This window comes from Salmonella sp. 3C (assembly GCF_025426275.1).
Lineage (GTDB): Bacteria > Pseudomonadota > Gammaproteobacteria > Enterobacterales > Enterobacteriaceae > Salmonella > Salmonella enterica.
In genome coordinates, this window is record NZ_CP104858.1 from 1,480,203 (window position 1) to 1,498,685 (window position 18,483).

At 53.0% G+C, this 18,483-nt stretch carries 13 protein-coding genes; 6 read left to right on the forward strand and 7 right to left on the reverse strand.

Annotated elements, in window-relative coordinates; translation table 11 throughout:
• The first annotated feature begins 311 nt into the window (after positions 1–311).
• Positions 312–1,961 (forward strand): alpha,alpha-trehalase, encoded by a 1,650-nt coding sequence (locus N7E69_RS07090; RefSeq protein WP_000934257.1) that lies wholly within the window; start codon positions 312–314, stop codon positions 1,959–1,961.
• Positions 1,962–1,973: 12 nt separating this feature from the next.
• Here the strand turns inward: N7E69_RS07090 and N7E69_RS07095 are convergent, their stop codons facing one another.
• Entirely contained in the window at positions 1,974–3,563 is a 1,590-nt protein-coding gene (locus N7E69_RS07095; protein ID WP_000185024.1) for an STY4199 family HEPN domain-containing protein, read from the reverse strand.
• Positions 3,564–3,843: 280 nt separating this feature from the next.
• Here N7E69_RS07095 and N7E69_RS07100 point away from each other — a divergent pair, with 280 nt between their 5' ends.
• A complete protein-coding gene (locus N7E69_RS07100) occupies positions 3,844–4,200 on the forward strand; it encodes a glycoside hydrolase family protein (protein WP_001120249.1) in 357 nt (118 codons plus the stop codon).
• Between the two features lie 5 nt (positions 4,201–4,205).
• On the opposite strand, the gene N7E69_RS07105 is transcribed toward N7E69_RS07100, so the two are convergent.
• Positions 4,206–4,808, reverse strand: a complete 603-nt coding sequence (locus N7E69_RS07105; protein WP_001196089.1) for a response regulator transcription factor — start codon at positions 4,806–4,808, stop codon at positions 4,206–4,208.
• A gap of 630 nt (positions 4,809–5,438) precedes the next feature.
• Here N7E69_RS07105 and N7E69_RS07110 point away from each other — a divergent pair.
• The 3 genes from N7E69_RS07110 to N7E69_RS07120 all read left to right on the forward strand — a co-directional run bounded on the left by N7E69_RS07110 (position 5,439) and on the right by N7E69_RS07120 (position 9,112).
• Complete coding sequence (locus N7E69_RS07110) at positions 5,439–6,338, forward strand: LysR family transcriptional regulator (RefSeq protein WP_000358044.1); 900 nt, start codon at positions 5,439–5,441, stop codon at positions 6,336–6,338.
• 72 nt (positions 6,339–6,410) lie between these two features.
• Positions 6,411–7,439, forward strand: a complete 1,029-nt coding sequence (gene yhjD / locus N7E69_RS07115; protein WP_000191231.1) for an inner membrane protein YhjD — start codon at positions 6,411–6,413, stop codon at positions 7,437–7,439.
• 350 nt (positions 7,440–7,789) lie between these two features.
• Entirely contained in the window at positions 7,790–9,112 is a 1,323-nt protein-coding gene (locus N7E69_RS07120) for an MFS transporter (protein WP_001148981.1), read from the forward strand.
• 39 nt (positions 9,113–9,151) lie between these two features.
• Here the strand turns inward: N7E69_RS07120 and N7E69_RS07125 are convergent, their stop codons facing one another.
• Positions 9,152–11,212, reverse strand: coding sequence for an AsmA family protein (locus tag N7E69_RS07125; RefSeq protein WP_001751749.1), 2,061 nt, complete (start codon positions 11,210–11,212; stop codon positions 9,152–9,154).
• Positions 11,213–11,321: 109 nt separating this feature from the next.
• Complete coding sequence (gene pdeH, locus N7E69_RS07130) at positions 11,322–12,089, reverse strand: cyclic-guanylate-specific phosphodiesterase (protein ID WP_000595624.1); 768 nt, start codon at positions 12,087–12,089, stop codon at positions 11,322–11,324.
• Positions 12,090–12,317: 228 nt separating this feature from the next.
• Here pdeH and N7E69_RS07135 point away from each other — a divergent pair, with 228 nt between their 5' ends.
• The gene (locus N7E69_RS07135) at positions 12,318–13,247 is read left to right on the forward strand and encodes a sugar kinase (protein WP_000037586.1); all 930 of its coding nucleotides are present in this window, start codon (positions 12,318–12,320) and stop codon (positions 13,245–13,247) included.
• 53 nt (positions 13,248–13,300) lie between these two features.
• Here the strand turns inward: N7E69_RS07135 and N7E69_RS07140 are convergent, their stop codons facing one another.
• The 3 genes from N7E69_RS07140 to hmsP form a co-directional block, all read right to left on the reverse strand.
• A complete protein-coding gene (locus tag N7E69_RS07140; protein ID WP_001163182.1) occupies positions 13,301–14,788 on the reverse strand; it encodes a M16 family metallopeptidase in 1,488 nt (495 codons plus the stop codon).
• 219 nt (positions 14,789–15,007) lie between these two features.
• Positions 15,008–16,294 carry a C4-dicarboxylate transporter DctC gene (gene dctA, locus N7E69_RS07145; protein ID WP_000858228.1) on the reverse strand — a complete coding sequence of 429 codons (1,287 nt, stop codon included), beginning with the start codon at positions 16,292–16,294 and terminating at the stop codon, positions 15,008–15,010.
• 157 nt (positions 16,295–16,451) lie between these two features.
• Positions 16,452–18,458: a biofilm formation regulator HmsP gene (gene hmsP, locus N7E69_RS07150; RefSeq protein WP_001266347.1), complete on the reverse strand. Its 2,007-nt coding sequence runs from the start codon at positions 18,456–18,458 to the stop codon at positions 16,452–16,454.
• Positions 18,459–18,483 lie beyond the last annotated feature (25 nt).

The following is an 18,483-nucleotide window of genomic DNA, read 5'->3' on the forward strand; positions in this document are numbered from 1 at the left end:
ATTATCATGGTGCCATAGCTTGTATTATAACTATTTACGTTACCTTTGCTTGTGAATCCACGCCATGCGGTGACGTAGTGATACCGCTATGAAACGAATGTTCTGATTTTAGGTCTGGGGCGGGCGTCATGAAAATAGGATTTTCGCAATACTATTCAGTAAGTTATGAAGTGTTTTTCTTGAGAGACAAATTGCAAAATGTGATCTATCGCACACTTTGCCACTCAGGTATCGAAGCGAATGTCTACGCTTAATAGACAGCCGGGCAACACCCGTATCTTTTACGACGCAAGCCGGAGGTCCTTGTCATTATGCTCAACCAGAAATTAAACCCCACGCCTTCTGAAGATCTGACTATTGATGTCGATCTGCTTTATGAAACAGACCCGTGCGAGTTAAAGCTGGATGAAATGATCGAGGCGGAACCGGAGCCGGAGATGATCGAGGGGCTTCCCGCCTCTGACGCCCTGACCCCTGCCGATCGGTATCTCGAACTGTTCGAGCATGTACAGTCAACAAAACTGTTTCCAGACAGTAAAACGTTCCCGGACTGCGCGCCGAAGATGGACCCGCTTGATATCCTGATCCGCTACCGTAAGGTCAGACGCCACCGTGATTTTGATTTACGCCGCTTCGTCGAGAACCATTTCTGGCTACCGGAAACCTTATCCAGCGAGTATGTCTCTAACCCCGAAAACTCGCTCAAAGAACATATTGACCAGCTTTGGCCGATACTGACGCGCGAACCGCAGGATCATATTCCGTGGTCTTCGCTGCTGGCGCTGCCGCAATCCTATATCGTGCCGGGAGGCCGCTTTAGCGAAACCTATTATTGGGACTCTTATTTTACCATGCTGGGTCTGGCGGAAAGCGGGCGCGAAGACTTACTTAAATGTATGGCGGATAATTTCGCCTGGATGATTGAAAACTATGGCCATATTCCCAACGGCAACCGGACCTATTATCTGAGCCGCTCGCAGCCGCCGGTTTTCGCCCTGATGGTTGAACTGTTCGAAGAAGATGGCGTACGCGGCGCGCGGCGTTATCTCGACCATCTCAAAATGGAATACGCCTTCTGGATGGACGGCGCCGAATCGCTGGCGCTCAACCAGGCTTATCGCCACGTTGTGCGGATGCCGGACGGCTCCCTGCTGAACCGCTACTGGGACGATCGCGACACGCCGCGCGACGAGTCCTGGCTGGAAGATGTCGAAACCGCAAAACACTCCGGTCGTCCGCCCAATGAAGTCTACCGGGATTTGCGCGCCGGGGCGGCGTCCGGCTGGGACTATTCTTCACGCTGGCTACGCGATGCGGGCCGGCTTGCCAGCATACGTACGACCCAGTTTATCCCTATCGATTTGAACGCTTTTCTGTATAAACTGGAGAGCGCTATCGCCAATATTTCAGCGCTGAAAGGCGAACGTGACACCGAGGCGCTATTTCGCCAGAAAGCCAGCGATCGACGCGCCGCCGTGAACCATTATTTGTGGGATGATGAAAACGGCTGTTATCGGGACTATGACTGGCGACGCGAAGAAATGGCGCTCTTTTCCGCCGCCAGTATCGTGCCGCTGTATGTCGGTATGGCGAACCATGAGCAGGCCGACCGCCTGGCAAATGTGGTACGTAGCCGTCTGTTAACGCCCGGCGGGATTATGGCGACCGAATACGAAACCGGCGAACAGTGGGATAAACCGAACGGCTGGGCACCGCTGCAATGGATGGCGATCCAGGGCTTCAAACGGTATGGCGACGATATGCTGGGCGATGAAATCGCCCATAACTGGTTAAAAACAGTGAACCATTTTTATCAGGAGCACCACAAACTGATCGAGAAATACCATATTTCCGGCGGTACGCCCCGCGAAGGCGGCGGGGGCGAGTATCCGCTACAGGATGGGTTCGGCTGGACCAATGGCGTGGTGCGCCGCCTGATTGGCCTTTACGGAGAGCCTTAACCTGCTCCGACCTCAGTGAATCGCATCATAAATGGCTGACTGAATTTTCAGCCATTTTTTATTGTCTGCGCTGGGCCGGGCCTGAGCGCGCAGTCGGGCCTGCTCCGTATCGTGCTGCTGGCGCGTCACAACAGCCGGAACGGTACAAAACGTTTGCAAATAGGTTTTATGCATCGCGGTCAGCGGCGCGCCGCTCGACATGTCATGACTTAACGTTGTGATAAATCGTCGGCAGGGTTTGACCTCATCCATCAGCGCGGGATAACGCAACAACAGTTGCAGCACCTCGGTATGTCCTGCCGCAAACGCCTGCTCCGTCCACGCGAGCTGCCAGTTCATTCCGCCCTGGAGGAACAGCGCCGTCACCCGCGTATCATTGCTCTCTATCGCCGCCCGCATGGTAAACGCATCCCAGGTAATCCCCATATGATTGAGCGTTTCCCGCGCGGAAGGCGCCTCGCGCGGCGGTTCATCCTGCGCCATTGCGGGAGCTTGCCCGTTATCGGAGCCTGGCGACGACGAACTAAATAGCCAGAACGCGCCCGCCAGTATCGCCAGCGTCATGACGCCAACCGCGCCCCACAAAGCGCCGGAAATAAGTTGCTCACGCTCTTCAGGCGTACGCGGAGGCCGCTTACGCGGTGGTTCTATGCTCTCGCTAATCTCATGCTTATCTCCCCCGGCCTGCCGATCTTTAAGCCGCGCGGTTTCCCAGAACTGGCGCAATTCACGTTCATCCGCCAGCAGAAACGAAGCGGGATTCACGCGGGTACGTTTTTCGGCATAGGCGCGCTGGATGGGCCGAACGATTTGCTGATACTGAACGTTTAGCAGCATAAGCTGCGCTGAGGTAAGCGGCTGCCTGGCGATAACCTCGTTTCGCGCGAGGCGACAATCATCCAGAAACATACGCAGAGTGGTGCGCGACTCGGCGAACAGCGTTAACGCTGAGGCGTCATTAAAAATTCTGACGTAATGACGGGCAAACAATTTTTTATCAACCACCATAAGCGCCAGTTCGCTGAACAACATGCCCTCCAGCGCATGTTGATCTTCTCCCTGTTTTAACCACTGGCGCAAACGGTCCGGGCCGAAATGTTGCTTGAGGTAGTGATTCAGGGACGCCCGATCCGGCCATGCGCGCGCAATAAGCGCTTTTAACGTCAGTTCTATCGCCCGAAGCTGACGCTGCGCCTCAAGATGCGCCTCCTGGTCGGGTTCTTCCAGCTCAGTTTGATACGTCAGTAGCGGCTGCTGCTGACGTAGATGTTCCAGCGAGGTGACAAAACGCAACGCGGCAAGGAGTTGATTTTCACTCACCTCTTGCCCGCTGTCATACTGGGGAACATGCTGCTGAAGGTGACGCAGTTGCAGCATAAACTGGCTCAACTGCGCGTCATTTATCCGCAATTTTTTCGCCACCGCGCCCCAACCGCCCAGGTTAAGACGCGCCTGCTCAAGTTGTTCCATGAACCACCGGGGCTCTTTTCCCTCGGTGGTATGAATACCCAGCAGCAGCAGGATTTCTATTGATGCCTGGCGGATAATCCCCAGGCTATGTTCAAAAGGCGCACGTGTCGCCTGCGAAGCGCTATTCGTCATTATCTTCCCTAAAAAGACGATCCCGCGACGAGATCTTCGTTTTCTTTTAATTATGTTTTTTCATAGATATAACAGATTCAGCCACATTTCAGTGACTTAATCTTAATGATTGCAAATTTATAAGAAGATCGGTTACTAACCAAAAACATCAGTTTTTCATTCTGTCAACGCGGCGTGACGCTGAACGGCATAGACCTTTTCCCTGCCTGCGTTTGGCCGTCTGACCGCTAGCCACGCGTGCAGCACACTTTATAATCGCGCTTTTTATGAGAAAGATGCCATGCCGCACATTTCATCTCGCTTTAGCTCCGCCTGCATCGCGTTTATTAAACAGTGGCAGGGTCTGTCGCTGGAAAAGTATCGCGATCGGCAGGGTAACTGGGTGATTGGTTACGGGCATATGTTGACGCCGGATGAGACGCTGACGTTCATTACGCCCGACCAAGCGGAGGCATTCTTGCTGGATGACCTCAATAGCTGCGATATACTGCTACAGAATTGTTTGCCGGAACTTAACGATCGGTTTCAACGCGAAACGCTTATTGCGCTGATGTTCAGCATCGGACATCAGCGTTTTTTATCATTAATCAATACGGGTGATATTTCACAGCCAGAAATAAGCGGACTGCGAATTTAACGTCGTTAATTCGATTCATTTAACATCATGGCGGCCTGGGTACGATTTTTTACATCCAGCCGCCGGTAAAGCGACTCCAGATGCGCTTTAACCGTCCCGGTACTAATATTTAACGCCCGCCCAATTTGTTTATTTGATTCTCCTGCGGCAAGCATCTGCAAAATTTCCCGCTGGCGGGCGCTTAACGCTTTTATATCACGGGACTCCAGCTCCGTTGAATTTAACCAATCCCCCGGTAAAAACATCATCCCGCGAGCGACAGCATTGAGCGCAAGGACAAAGGTTTCGGCATCAGAATCGCGTGGCACCACGGCCTGAACGTTAAATTGCATGACTTCATGCAGCCACTTTTGACTGCCATCCATCGCCGTGATAATAATCTTCACCTCCGGAAATTGCTGCACGGTTCTTTGTAACACCTCGCGGCAAAATTCAGCATCCAGGCCGCTATCCAGCATGACCAGCGCATCCGGCGCGCTTTCTATTTTTTGCCAGAGTTCTTCTGCCTGACCGACACTCTGGATACTTATTCCTGGAATGTGCTGCTGCAAACTGATTTTCATTCCATGAATAAATATTGACTGCCTGTCAAACATGATTACCTGCATTACTTTTCTCCACCTGGGTAAGATAATAGTCTCAAGATGAGGAAGGGTATTACCCGTAGGGTAAAATAAGAAGTCGCCATTTGGTATAGGCCATTTTACCGATAGTCATTGGTTGAGGAAGGGAAAGGTTATGAATATTTACAGCTTCAACATCGGGATTACAGAATTCGCTAAAATTAGCCTTTTAAAGTAAGGAATATCTTATTAGCGCGAACAGCCAAGGCTAATTTGAATATTAATTTAATGAAGAGTACGCCTGGCGCGTCACAAAGGAAATATCTGCTTTTCACCTGATGTGTTACAAAAAATAAAGTAGCACATTTTGTTAAAAAATAGCCAATCCGCCTGAAAACCGCGACGATGGGTCAATGACAATACCGTATATGTACATGCATTTCTCTCTCCCACTACACCCGCGGCTATCAGCGTGTTTTACCGCTCTCGTCCCGTTTATCGGCTTTTTGGCGCTAAAATGCCTGGCCGGAAGGCGATAAATCCGCCGCGCAACGCGATCAGACGTATTCGTCACGCGAGCAATGATTGCGAAAGGGCTTATTAGGTGCTAGAAAATCAATAAAACCAGCCGCTTCAGCATCACTGTTTCAATAAGAACAATAATAGAGCCTGATGATGGATAAAATATATGCAATGAAATTGTTTGTACGCGTGGCGGAACGGGAAAGTTTTTCCCGCGCAGCAGAGGATATCGGCCTTCCCAAAGGCAGCGTCTCACGGCAAATACAAGCGTTAGAACATCAACTGGGCATCCGCCTGCTCCACCGCACCACCCGGCGGGTACAACTTACTCAGGACGGAATGGTTTACTACGAACGGGCAAAAGATCTGTTGAGTAACCTGGATGAACTGGAGGGTCTTTTCCAGCCTGATCCCGCCAGTATCAGTGGCAAAATACGGGTAGATATACCGCCATGTCTCGCAAACAGCCTCATCATGCCGCGCCTGCCCACTTTTTTGCATCAGTATCCCGGCATTGCGCTGGAACTTTGTAGTAGCGATCGACAGGTCGATTTACTACGGGAAGATTTCGACTGCGTGGTGCGCACAGAGCCGCTACATGCGCCAGGGATACTGACGCGCCCGCTTGGCAAACTGAGAAGAGTGAACTGCGCCAGCCCACAATACCTGGCGCGCTTTGGGTATCCAGAAAACCTTGACGATCTCGCCTCACATGCGGTGGTGCATTATTCATTGACCCCGGGAGTTTCTTCACCGGGTTTTGCCTTTGAAACTCCCCACGGTATGCAGTGGGTAAAAACCGGCGGAATGCTAACGGTAAACAGTACGGAGACTTGGCATACAGCCTGTCTGGCAGGATTAGGAATCATTCAGACGCCGCGCATTGCTGTACGGGAGGCGTTACGCGCCGGAACGCTCATTGAAATTTTACCGCAATATCGCGCCGCTCCACTGCCGATGACGCTGCATTATCCCCATCGCCGTAATCTTTCCCGCCGGGTACACCTGTTTATGGTATGGCTGACGGAAAGCATTAAAGAGGCCGCAGAGTAGCCGCATTTTCAGCATCCACCGGGGAGAAGCTATACTGACATATTCTATTAATGATGAAGGACTACCGACCTGATGACGCAGGAAAATGACGTAAAACGCCCTATTCAGGAACTGGAGCACGACCCGATACAAAAAATAGAAACGCAGCCGCATGACGCCCCGGAAAAAAACGAAAAGGCAAATCAGGCGTTGCATTCCGTCACCACCCTGATGCAAAAAATTCAGCGTCAACCAATGGTGGCCCACCTCATTCGCGCGACCGAACGTTTTAACGATCGACTGGGTAATCAGTTTGGCGCGGCTATCACCTACTTTTCGTTTCTGTCGATGATCCCGATAATGATGGTGTCCTTTGCCGCGGCAGGTTTTATCCTCGCCTCGCACCCTAATCTACTGGAAGATATTTTCAGCAAGATATTGATGAATGTGAGCGATCCTACGCTGGCGTCCACGCTTAAAAATACGATTAATACGGCGGTTCAACAGCGTACCACGGTAGGGCTGGTCGGACTGGGTATCGCGCTCTATTCCGGCGTTAACTGGATGGGCAACCTGCGGGAAGCGATTCGCGCCCAGTCACGGGACGTCTGGGAGCGCAAGCCGCAGGATCAGGAGAAAATCTGGCTCAAATATCTGCGCGATTTTATCTCGCTGATTGGATTATTAATCGCTTTAATCATTACGCTGTCCATTACTTCCATCGCCGGTTCCGCCCAGCAGATGATCATCTCCGCCTTGTATCTCGACAGCATCGAATGGTTAAAACCGGCCTGGCATTTGATCGGTCTGGCCATCTCTATTTTTGCCAACTATCTACTTTTTTTCTGGATTTTCTGGCGACTGCCTCGCCATCGTCCCCGTAAAAAAGCGTTGATTCGCGGGACATTTATCGCCGCTATCGGTTTTGAGGTGATTAAAATCATTATGACCTATACGCTGCCGTCACTGGTGAAATCGCCTTCCGGCGCGGCGTTTGGCTCCGTACTCGGTCTGATGGCCTTCTTCTACTTTTTTGCCCGCCTGACGTTATTCTGCGCGGCCTGGATAGCCACCGCCGAATACAAGGACGACCCGCGAATGCCGGGTAAAACGCAACGCTAGTCTGCGGCTTGCTGCCGAATGGCACGCACGGCGGCGTCATTCGGCCTACTGCTGTGTGGACCCAGGCCGGGTATGTAAAGCGTACCCGGCGGTACAATCAGGCACGTCCTTCCGCCTCATCTCATTGTTTCAGCATATAAATCCAGTAATTAACTTTTATTTAACCTGAAACCAGTTTTATCCACCAATTCTAAAATTATGTGAAGCATTTCATAGACGCAAAATGGCAGGCTTAAAAATTATCCCCTTTTTGCGCTTTTTTTGACCATCTTTGGCTTTTGTTACACATTGAAATATAACTTTTGCTGTGCGTAATATGGCTATTCGTTCGCTAAAAATAAGAAAATAGTATGCAAGCAACCGCCACAACACTCGACCATGAACAGGAACATGTTCCGGTAAACTCACGCAATAAAGTCGTTATTGCCTCGCTTATCGGCACCGCGATTGAGTTCTTCGACTTCTATATTTACGCCACCGCAGCGGTGATCGTGTTCCCCCTTATCTTCTTCCCCCAGGGCGATCCCACTGCGGCAACGCTACAATCGCTCGCTACCTTCGCTATCGCGTTTGTGGCGCGTCCGATTGGCTCTGCGCTATTCGGCCACTTCGGCGACCGGGTAGGCCGCAAAGTCACGCTGGTGGCTTCGCTGCTGACGATGGGGATCTCCACGGTCATTATCGGTCTGTTACCGGGCTACGCGACGATAGGTATTTTCGCGCCGCTGCTGCTGGCGCTGGCGCGTTTCGGTCAGGGACTGGGGCTGGGCGGCGAATGGGGCGGCGCGGCGTTATTAGCGACGGAGAATGCGCCGCCGCGCAAACGCGCGCTATATGGCTCCTTCCCGCAGTTGGGCGCGCCGATCGGCTTCTTTTTTGCCAATGGCACCTTCCTGTTGCTCTCCTGGCTGCTGACCGACGAGCAGTTTATGAGCTGGGGCTGGCGCGTGCCGTTTATCTTCTCGGCGGTGCTGGTGATTATCGGCCTGTATGTGCGCGTGTCGCTGCATGAAACGCCGGTGTTTGCGAAAGTCGCCGCAGCGAAAAAGCAGGTAAAAATACCGCTGGGCACGTTGCTGACGAAGCATGTCCGCGTAACCATTCTCGGCACGTTTATCATGCTGGCGACCTACACGCTGTTCTATATCATGACCGTCTATTCCATGACTTACAGCACTGCCGCCGCGCCGGTGGGGCTTGGCTTGCCGCGCAATGAAATACTGTGGATGCTGATGATGGCGGTGATTGGTTTCGGCGTGATGGTGCCCGTCGCCGGCCTGCTGGCGGACGCATTTGGCCGTCGGAAAAGCATGGTCATCATTACCACGCTCATCATTCTCTTCGCGTTGTTCGCCTTTACCCCGCTGCTGGGTTCAGGCAATCCAGCGCTGGTATTCGTGTTCCTGTTGTTAGGCCTGAGCCTGATGGGGCTGACCTTCGGCCCAATGGGAGCGCTGCTGCCGGAGCTATTTCCGACGGAAGTGCGCTATACCGGCGCATCGTTTTCCTACAATGTCTCATCGATTCTGGGCGCTTCCGTCGCGCCGTATATTGCCGCATGGCTGCAAAGCCACTACGGGCTGGCGGCGGTAGGGGTTTACCTGGCGTCAATGGCGGCGCTGACGCTGATTGCACTGCTGTTAACCCATGAGACGCGTCATCAGGCGTTGTAATAGGGCGCCGGATGGCGTCATCCGGCGCGACGTTTCACGTTACTGCTTCATCTGCGTTAAAATCGTCCGGCACTGATTGGCTTCGCCTTCAGAGGGCGAAATGAGCGCTAATAGCGCGGCGGCGGGCGTTACCAACGTCGCCAGCGCTGCCGCAACCGCGCCGCGCGCAATCAGCGGGCCGGGCTTGACGCCCGCCTGCGGATTTTTAAATGTCCCACGCACGTACAGCGGCGATCGTAGCGTAATAATACGAATCCCCTTACTTTCCGGATCAATGGTTAAATCGAGCTGTTCAGAGGCGAAGCTCGCCGTACCGGTCACGTTAATCAACGCATTTTCTGTATCAAAAGCAAAAATTTGCGGTCGCGCCACGCCGTTCGCAATATTGAGATTCGCCGCCGCGCAGTTAACCCGCACTTCGTCATCGCCAAAAATCTGCCCGACAATATAGTTGCCGACGTTCAGCCCCACGATTTCCATCAGGTTGCGGCTAATCAATCCATCATTCATCAATAATTTGAGATTGCCGTTACTGTTGCCAAGCAGCGCGGCGACCGAGTTGCCCGTCCCGCGAATATCCGCATCGCCGTTCAGCTCGCCCAGCGTTTTCTGCATCAGCTCCACATCCGGCATCAGTTCTTTAAGCTTCAGCCGACGCGCCTGTATATCCGCCCGCCCCTGCATTGGCTTTTTATCCCCTTCCAAATGGATGTTGGAGACAATACTGCCGCCTGCCAGACCAAACTTCAGCGGCTGTAGACGTAAGTCGGCGTTTTTCAGGATGATATGGGTCGAAAGATCGCTAATCGGTAGACTGCCGCCATGTTCAATACGTCGGCCTTTAAACCGGACATCGGCGTCCATAACGTCCCATTTGTCGGTTTCAAAGCGATCGTAAGGCAACACTTTATCCGCCGGCTGAACATTCTTCTCGCCTTTGCGCTGTTCAGACCGTTTCGACTGCTCAGCGTCTTTCCCGGAATCCACGCCAATCAGCGGCCCAAGATCGGCCAGGCGTAACTGGCGCGATTCGACATCGCCTTCCAGTTTAGGGCGCGGTTTACCGGTGGTATAAGTGAGGGAGCCGTGGATATCACTGTCGCCAATGCGCCCGTTAAAACCGCGATAATCAAATACTGATGACTTTTCGGCGTCAATTTTCGCCACCAATCGCCCATCGGTCTCAAACGGCGGCGTATCCAGCAGCAGCACGCCGGTTAAATCATATAAATCGCCCAGTGAATCGCCAGAGAATTTAAGCCGCAGATCGACGCCGCCCATTTTCATCGGTTCGTTCACCACGCCGCTAAAAGCCACCCGCGTATTACCAGAGCGGAAATCGGCCTGCACAGGAAAAGGCGTACTTTCGCTGCGTAGCGCCAGCATACCGCCTATTTTTCCCGTACCGGTTAACGGTTCCCCGTTATAACGCCCCTGCGCCTTCAGGCCGAAGACATAGTCGCCCACGGTGGATTTGTCTGCTTTGCCTTTCGTTCCCGTCACTTCGCTGAACGGCAACGGTTTGCCTAACGGATCGACCAGAATAGTGATATCCGCTTTACTGACCTTATCATCGATCGCGATTCGCCCCTGGTCGAAGAGAATATTATCCAGCCGGAAGGACCAGGCGGAAGGTTTAGCATTGGGGTCCGTATTCTTGTCTTGCGTGAGGTTAAAGGTCCAGTTATTGGTTTTCTCGGACAGACGAATAAGACGCGCGTCGGGTTTCACCAGTTTGATCCACGGCAGCCAGACGGTTTTGGTCAGGAGCGCCAGCGGGGCAAGCGTCGCCTCAACGCGTGGCAGATGCACCATCGTAACTTCCGGAATATCCGGCGGATTGCCGAGAATGACGTCTTCCGCGTGAACATGCGGCCACGGTACCCAGCTTCGCCAGCCGGTCTCCTGTTTTTGGCGTTCCCACACCACGCCTAAATCGCCGCGAATAGCGAAAGGCCGGTTCAATTCGGTAGAGACTTTCTGGTTGATGGTCGGTTTGAGGCGGTTCCAGTCAAATGTTGCGATCAACAAAATCACTATGGCGATCAACAACAAGAAAGTCCCTGTGATGGCGGCGGTTATTTTGCCTGCTTTAGTCATGTGTTATTTCCTCACTTCTTCCCTTGCCTGTCCTAAAGATAGTTCAGCCAGACGAAAAAGGAGGATGACCGCGCCTCGTAATACCACGTATTACGGGAACAGTCTGGCGTTACAGGGTCAGAATCACCTCTTCGAGCGATATCAGCGGCACGGGTCGAGAAAGAAAATAGCCCTGGGCGGCAAAGGCGGGCGAACGCTGCACATCACGCCACTCTTCCAGCGTCTCCACGCCCTCGACAATAACGCCGCGGCAGTAGCGGTTCATCAGTTGCAGCAGCAGAGTGAACAGGTTGCGTCCCTCCGCGGACTGACGCAGCATGACGAACAGCTCGCGCGCCACTTTAATGTAGTCATAACGCACTTCGCTCAGCGCTGAAAAATTGGCCATACCAGTACCAAAATCATCCAGCCACAGCGGGCCGAACTCACACATCGAGGCGAAAGAGGAGTCTTTCGGCAAACGAATATGTTCCACCAATTCGAAACGCAGCCAGGGTAAACGCTCCATCGCTGCCAGAATGTCCGGCTGTCGTCGCATGGCAATCAGCGTAGGGCCGTCAACATTGACTGATGCCAATAAGTGATGGCGAGTGAAAAAATCCGCTTTTTGTTCAAGCTGATGAAGTTGTTCTTTCACTACGTCAATGCGGTGTCGAACCGCTAACTCCGCGAAATAACGATCCGGGGCAATACGTCTGGAAGGGTTATCAGGATGGGTGACGACAGTGAGAAGTTCAACCGCCATCAGACGGCCATCCGTCTGGTATATCGGCTGGTAAGTATAGGCACGCTCGCATTGCAGCCAATAGCGCCGTTCCTGCAAATTCTCTATACCTGCATCAGGAACGCGTAGCTGCTGGATAACCTGCTTTATCATCTCAGTTGTCCTGTTAATGGGAGTGTGACTGTCCGGACTCGTCAAAGGTTATCGGCGTTCAGGCAGAGAACTTTACCCTCGGTCCCTGGCAAAATAAAAACAGCCCCCGAAACTTGTCAAAAATACGCACTTGCTCAAAAAAATAATGGACCGATGTTTTAATATTATTGACCACTAAACATCCACAGCGCACACTAACGCTAATTTTTACAGATCAGGTTCACGACTATGTCTAAAAAGATTGCCGTGATTGGCGAATGCATGATTGAACTGTCGCAGAAAGGCGCTGATGTTCAGCGCGGCTTCGGCGGCGACACGCTGAATACCTCCGTTTATATTGCCCGTCAGGTCGATTCTGCCGCTCTGGCCGTTCACTATGTGACGGCGCTGGGTACCGACAGTTTCAGCCAACAGATGCTGGAGGCGTGGCAGCATGAAAATGTGGATACCTCGCTAACGCAGCGGATGGAAAATCGCCTACCAGGCCTCTATTACATCGAAACCGATGACACTGGCGAGCGTACCTTCTACTACTGGCGTAACGAAGCGGCAGCGAAATTCTGGCTGGAGAGCGAGCAGTCAGCGGCTATCTGCAAGGCGCTGGCGACCTTCGATTATCTCTACCTGAGCGGCATTAGCCTCGCGATTTTAAGCCCGACCAGCCGTGATAAGCTGCTGTCTTTATTGCGTGAATGCCGGGCCAACGGCGGGAAAGTCATTTTTGATAATAACTATCGCCCGCGTTTATGGACAAGTCGCGAAGAAACGCAGCAGGTCTATCAAAAGATGCTGGAATGTACTGATATCGCTTTCCTGACACTGGACGATGAAGACGCGCTATGGGGCCAGCAACCGGTGGAAGAGGTCATTGCCCGCACCCATGCGGCAGGCGTGCAGGAAGTGGTGGTAAAACGCGGGGCGGACTCTTGCCTGGTCTCAATTCAGGGCGAGGCGCTCATTGACGTTCCGGCAGTAAAACTGCCGAAAGAGAAAGTGATAGACACCACTGCCGCAGGCGACTCCTTCAGCGCCGGTTATCTGGCCGTTCGTTTGACGGGCGGCAGCGCGACGGATGCCGCGAAGCGCGGACACCTGACGGCCAGCACGGTAATTCAGTACCGTGGGGCCATTATTCCGCACGACGCGATGCCGCAGTAAGTCATTTGCTCTTGCCCGGTGGCGCTGCGCTTACCGGGCCGGCAGGCGGCAGCTTACTGTGCCGCCGGTGTCTCCGTCACTTCCGGATGCGCCTCATCTGCTTCAACAGCGGCGGCAGTTGTCGGGACCATGATTTCATCCCACGTCGCCTTTAACGCCTTCATATTAAATTCCGGCTCGCCTTGCGGTTGCAGCAAAATTAATGCCATCTCCTGCGATAGCTGCTGACGTAAATTCTGATTGAGCATATCAACGGTCAGGCTGTTGAGGAAATTCTGACGCAGCTTCTGATACTGCTCCGGCGCGATATCCACCACTTGATTCTGCAGCGAGCGCATACGCTGTCCAGTCAAAATGTCAGTATCGGTACGCGCGTAGGTCGCGAACAGCTTTTGCAATTCGAGATTTTTCTGCGCCACCAGCGCAGTAAACTCCTCTTCCGACAAACCTTTATCGCGTACTTTCGCCAGTTCATTCGCCACCAGGCTCAAATTGGTATTGAGCTTATCATTAGGTGATTCAATGTTGATGGCGCACTGCGCGCGCAGGAACAGAACCCGGCAGTCAAACCCCAGACCAATATCTTTCGCGTTATTTTTAGTAAGCTCTTGCTGGATATGCCAGAACAGCGCTTCGCGCGCCAGATCCGCCTGCCAGTAGCGCAACAGCGCCGCCGATTCGCGAATCGGTTGCCACGGCGTATCCCACATAATGGAGAGACGATCCTGGCGCACCGCATCGGTCATAATGCTCACTGATTCCGCCCGCAGCGGCGAAAGCGTCGGCACCGGGGCGGGCGTTTCGCGTTTACCTTTCAGCGTACCGAACGTTTTGTTGATCTGCTCGGCGACGGAGCGCGCATCAATGTTGCCGACAACAATCAGCGTCATGGCATCCGGGGTGTACCATTTTTCATAGAAAGCCTGAATTTTGGCTGCGTCTACCGGCTGCTTTAACGGTTCCGCGGGATCGTGCCCCAATAACGCCGACCCTTTCAGCCGATAACGCCACCAGCCCTCTTTAGTATCTGCTGGCCACGTCGCAACCATATCTTCGCTGCTTAACGCATGATTCACCGTCTCTGGCGTAATGGTTAATTTACCGGAGACGTTAGCCAGATAGGTCAGCGCTTCTTTCAGCAGATCGTTACGGTTATTGGGTAAACTGAGGTTATAGAGCGTGGAATCATAAGAAACAATAACGGGCGGCATGGGACGTTTCGGATCAAACCCTTGCTGCCATAAAGAACGTGCCTGTGCGGCATCCAGACCACCGCTTTGCGTCAGCGCGATACGGGGAATCGCATGGCTGAACCCGCTCTGTTGTGTACTTTCGGTGAGCGAACCGGTATTAACCTGGAGACGAACTTCAATACGATCGCTGGGGCGCTGAGGCGTAGCCAACACTTGCCACTGTAACCCATTAGCCAGCGTCCCCTGTTGCCATGCCGGATCGGGCTGGAGCGCATCTGCCTGCACATAGCCGGCAGAGGCCAACATCAACAGACTGCCCGCTAAGAGTCGAATTTTTGTGCCCTGCATGTGAACCCCTGATCAACAATCCTGGTAATAAAAAGACAGCCCCGGCAGGGATGCCTGAATATGACGTAAAAACACTTCGTGTTAGACCGCGAGAACCTAAAAATGTCACGGAAGAAGTGAAATAATCCCTAAGCATCATGCTGTATGCTTTGGGCGCAGGGGTCAATTATGCGCAAACACCCGCAGTCCTGGAAGGGACTACGGGCATAAGTGGCGAGATTAGGAGGAAATTTCGTGCGTTTTGCCATCCGGCGCACGATTATTAAGCACATCGTCCAGCTTTTGGTGATCTAACTCTTTCACCCATTTGGCAACCACCACCGTCGCCACGCCGTTACCCACCAGGTTAGTCAGCGCGCGCGCTTCGGACATAAAGCGGTCGATACCAAGGATTAACGCCAGTCCCGCAACCGGTAAATGGCCCACGGCGGAGATAGTGGCCGCCAGCACAATAAAGCCGCTTCCGGTCACGCCCGCGGCGCCTTTTGACGAGAGCAGCAGCACGACCAGTAGCGTTATCTGGTGGAAGATATCCATATGGCTGTTGGTCGCCTGGGCGATAAACACCGCCGCCATCGTCAGGTAAATAGAGGTGCCATCAAGGTTGAACGAATACCCCGTCGGGATCACCAGCCCCACCACCGATTTACGGCACCCCAGTTTTTCCATCTTATCGAGCATACGCGGCAACGCTGACTCGGAAGAGGAGGTGCCGAGCACAATGAGTAATTCTTCCCGGATATAGCGAATAAATTTAAAAATGCTAAAGCCCGTTACCCGTGCAATCGTCCCCAGCACCACCACCACGAAGAGAATACAGGTGATATAGAAGCAGATAATGAGCTGCCCCAGTTGCACCAGAGAACCGACGCCGTATTTACCGATGGTGAAGGCCATCGCGCCGAATGCGCCAATCGGCGCCAGGCGCATGATCATATTGATGATGCCGAAAATGACCTGCGAAAAACTCTCAATCACATTGAAAATGAGCTGGCCTTTGCTGCCCAAACGGTGCAGCGCAAAACCAAACAACACCGCAAACAGTAAGACCTGCAGAATGTTGCCGCTGGCAAACGCGCCGATCACGCTGCCCGGTATGACATCCATCAGGAAGGCAATAATGCCCTGCTCCTTGGCTTGTGCGGCATAAACGGCCACCGCCTGCGCATCCAGCGTTGCCGGATCGACGTTCATCCCGGCGCCAGGTTGCACAACGTTGACGATGATAAGACCGATAATCAGCGCAATCGTACTGACAATTTCAAAGTAAAGCAGCGCGACCGCGCCGGTACGCCCCACCGCTTTCATGCTTTCCATGCCTGCGATGCCCGTCACGACTGTACAGAAAATGACAGGAGCGATGATCATCTTAATGAGCTTAACGAACGCGTCGCCAAGCGGTTTCATTTGTGCGCCCAGTTCAGGATAGTAATGGCCAAGGAGAATACCAATGGCGATTGCTGTCAGGACCTGAAAATAAAGACTTTTGAACAGAGAGGTTTTCATAGGGTGTCCTTGAAGTAAAAACCACAGCTCTTGTAAGGTTATGAGTAACCTGCGGCCTTAAAATAACACCCACACAACATGACAGAAATGCGCCAGGATCATAATTGAAACAAAAATGTTAAAAAGTTTGAGCTGGCTCGCACAAGCGCGACCTTTTTTAACTTTTGTAATCAGAATTTTCGTGCGACAGATACCGTTCTTCAAAGATATCCGCGGGAACGGGCCGAGCAAACAGGAAGCCTTGCGCGACGTTGACTCCCGCCTGTTCCAGCCACGCGCGTTGCGCCTCGTTCTCCACGCCCTCGGCAATCAATTGTAAATTAAGACTGCGGGCCATCAGAATAATCGCCGTCACCATACTGTGATCATCCGGTAACCCATCGACAAACATTTTATCAATTTTAAGGATATCGACCGGTAGCGACTTCATATGCTGTAACTGGCGCAGCCCCGCGTAACCCATGCCAAAATCATCCAGTGCGATACGCACGCCAGCATTACGTAACGGACGTAAGATAGCGACGGCAGCGTGCGGATCGTCGATACGGCGGCTTTCAGTGACCTCAAGAATCAGCGTACCCGGTTGAATACGATAGCGATTTAACAATTCCAGCAGATCCGACACCATGCCAGGGTGCATGAGCTGTAACGCGGAAAGATTGACGGAGAGCGGCAATGTCACGCCGCGCTCCTGCCAGGCGGCAAGCTGGCGGCAGGACTCTTCCAGCACCCAATGGCCCACCGTGACCATCAGGCCGCAGGATTCAATGCGCTCAATCAGCCCCTCCGGCAATTCCCAGCTACCGTCCGGCTGTTGCATACGTAACAAGGCTTCGGCGCTTAATACGTTGCCGCTGCGCATCTCGACCTGCGGCTGCAACCAAATGGCAAACTGATGGTTATCCAGCGCGGTAAGGATATCGCTCTCTTCGGTAAGGCGCTGTTGAGCGGCCTCCATCTGCGCCGGGTCAAAGAACTGGATCTGATTTTTACCTTTTCGGCGCGCGGTAAACGCGGCGGAAACGGCGCGACCATAGAGCGCTTCGGCGGTCAGATCGCCATAATACATCGCAATGCCAATACTGCAGCTTGGGCGCAGTTGAATACCCTGGATGGGCAGTCGTTCATTAATGATAGTGAGTATTTGCTGACCTAATGTGATGGCGTGCCACGGCTCTTTAACGCCGTGGGCGATAATGGCGAAGTCATACCCGCTGACCTGCGTAAGCACCATGCGCGGCGCCAGCACCGACTTCAGCTTCTCAACCAGCGTCAGTAATAGAATCTCCCGCTGCGTTTCTTGCAGCACGCCTGCCGTGTCACGCAACGTTTCGCACGTCACGATGATAAGCGCGGTGGTCTGTTGGCGGGCGATAACCTGTTCCAGCAATGCCATTAAAAAGGCTTTATTGGGCAGCTCGGAAACCGGAAAACGCATCGCGTTGTCCGTTTGCTCCTCGCGTTGACGCTGCATAAGCTGCTGGTTGAGGTTATAGCTGCGCACCAGCATTCCAATTTCATCATCCTGATGCAGACGCGGCAACGCCAGCTGATGTCCGATCAGCTCCTGCTGCGGAATGTCGTTCAGCTCGCGGGCGATTTTGCGCAGCGGATGCACAATCAGGCGGTTTACGCACCAGGCGATGGCCACCGTCAGGATCAGCGATAAAAGTAAGTAAATGGTCACTAACGTAGAGAGCGCGCTCATGACGAACTTGTACATACGGTACGAATCCGCCTGCAATACAAGGTAGGCCAGCGGTTGCGGATTGGCGGGACGCTCCAGCGAATAAACCGGCAAAGAAATTTGTACCGGCAGTTCGAAGAGACGCGTCACCATAACCGGGACGGGGCGTTCAGGAATGAAGCGCTTACGCAACGCCTGGAACTGATTCGGCAATACCACATCGGCGCGACTCACCACGCCCGCAGGTTTAATACTTTCCAGAATGGTTTCCGCGCCGGGGAGATCCGCTTTTAAAATCGCGGAAGAAAGAGGTTCCCGAACAGATCGCGCGATGCTTTCCAGTTGCGTAGCCGTGTTGTAGCGGTTCTGCTGTACCAGATGGAACAACAAAACGGTGCAAAAGACAAAAACAAACACCATGACAACGGCCGCAACCATTGCCATCTGTTTAATTGTTAACGAGCGGCTGACGCGCAAATTGACTCTCCCTGGATATCCCGGA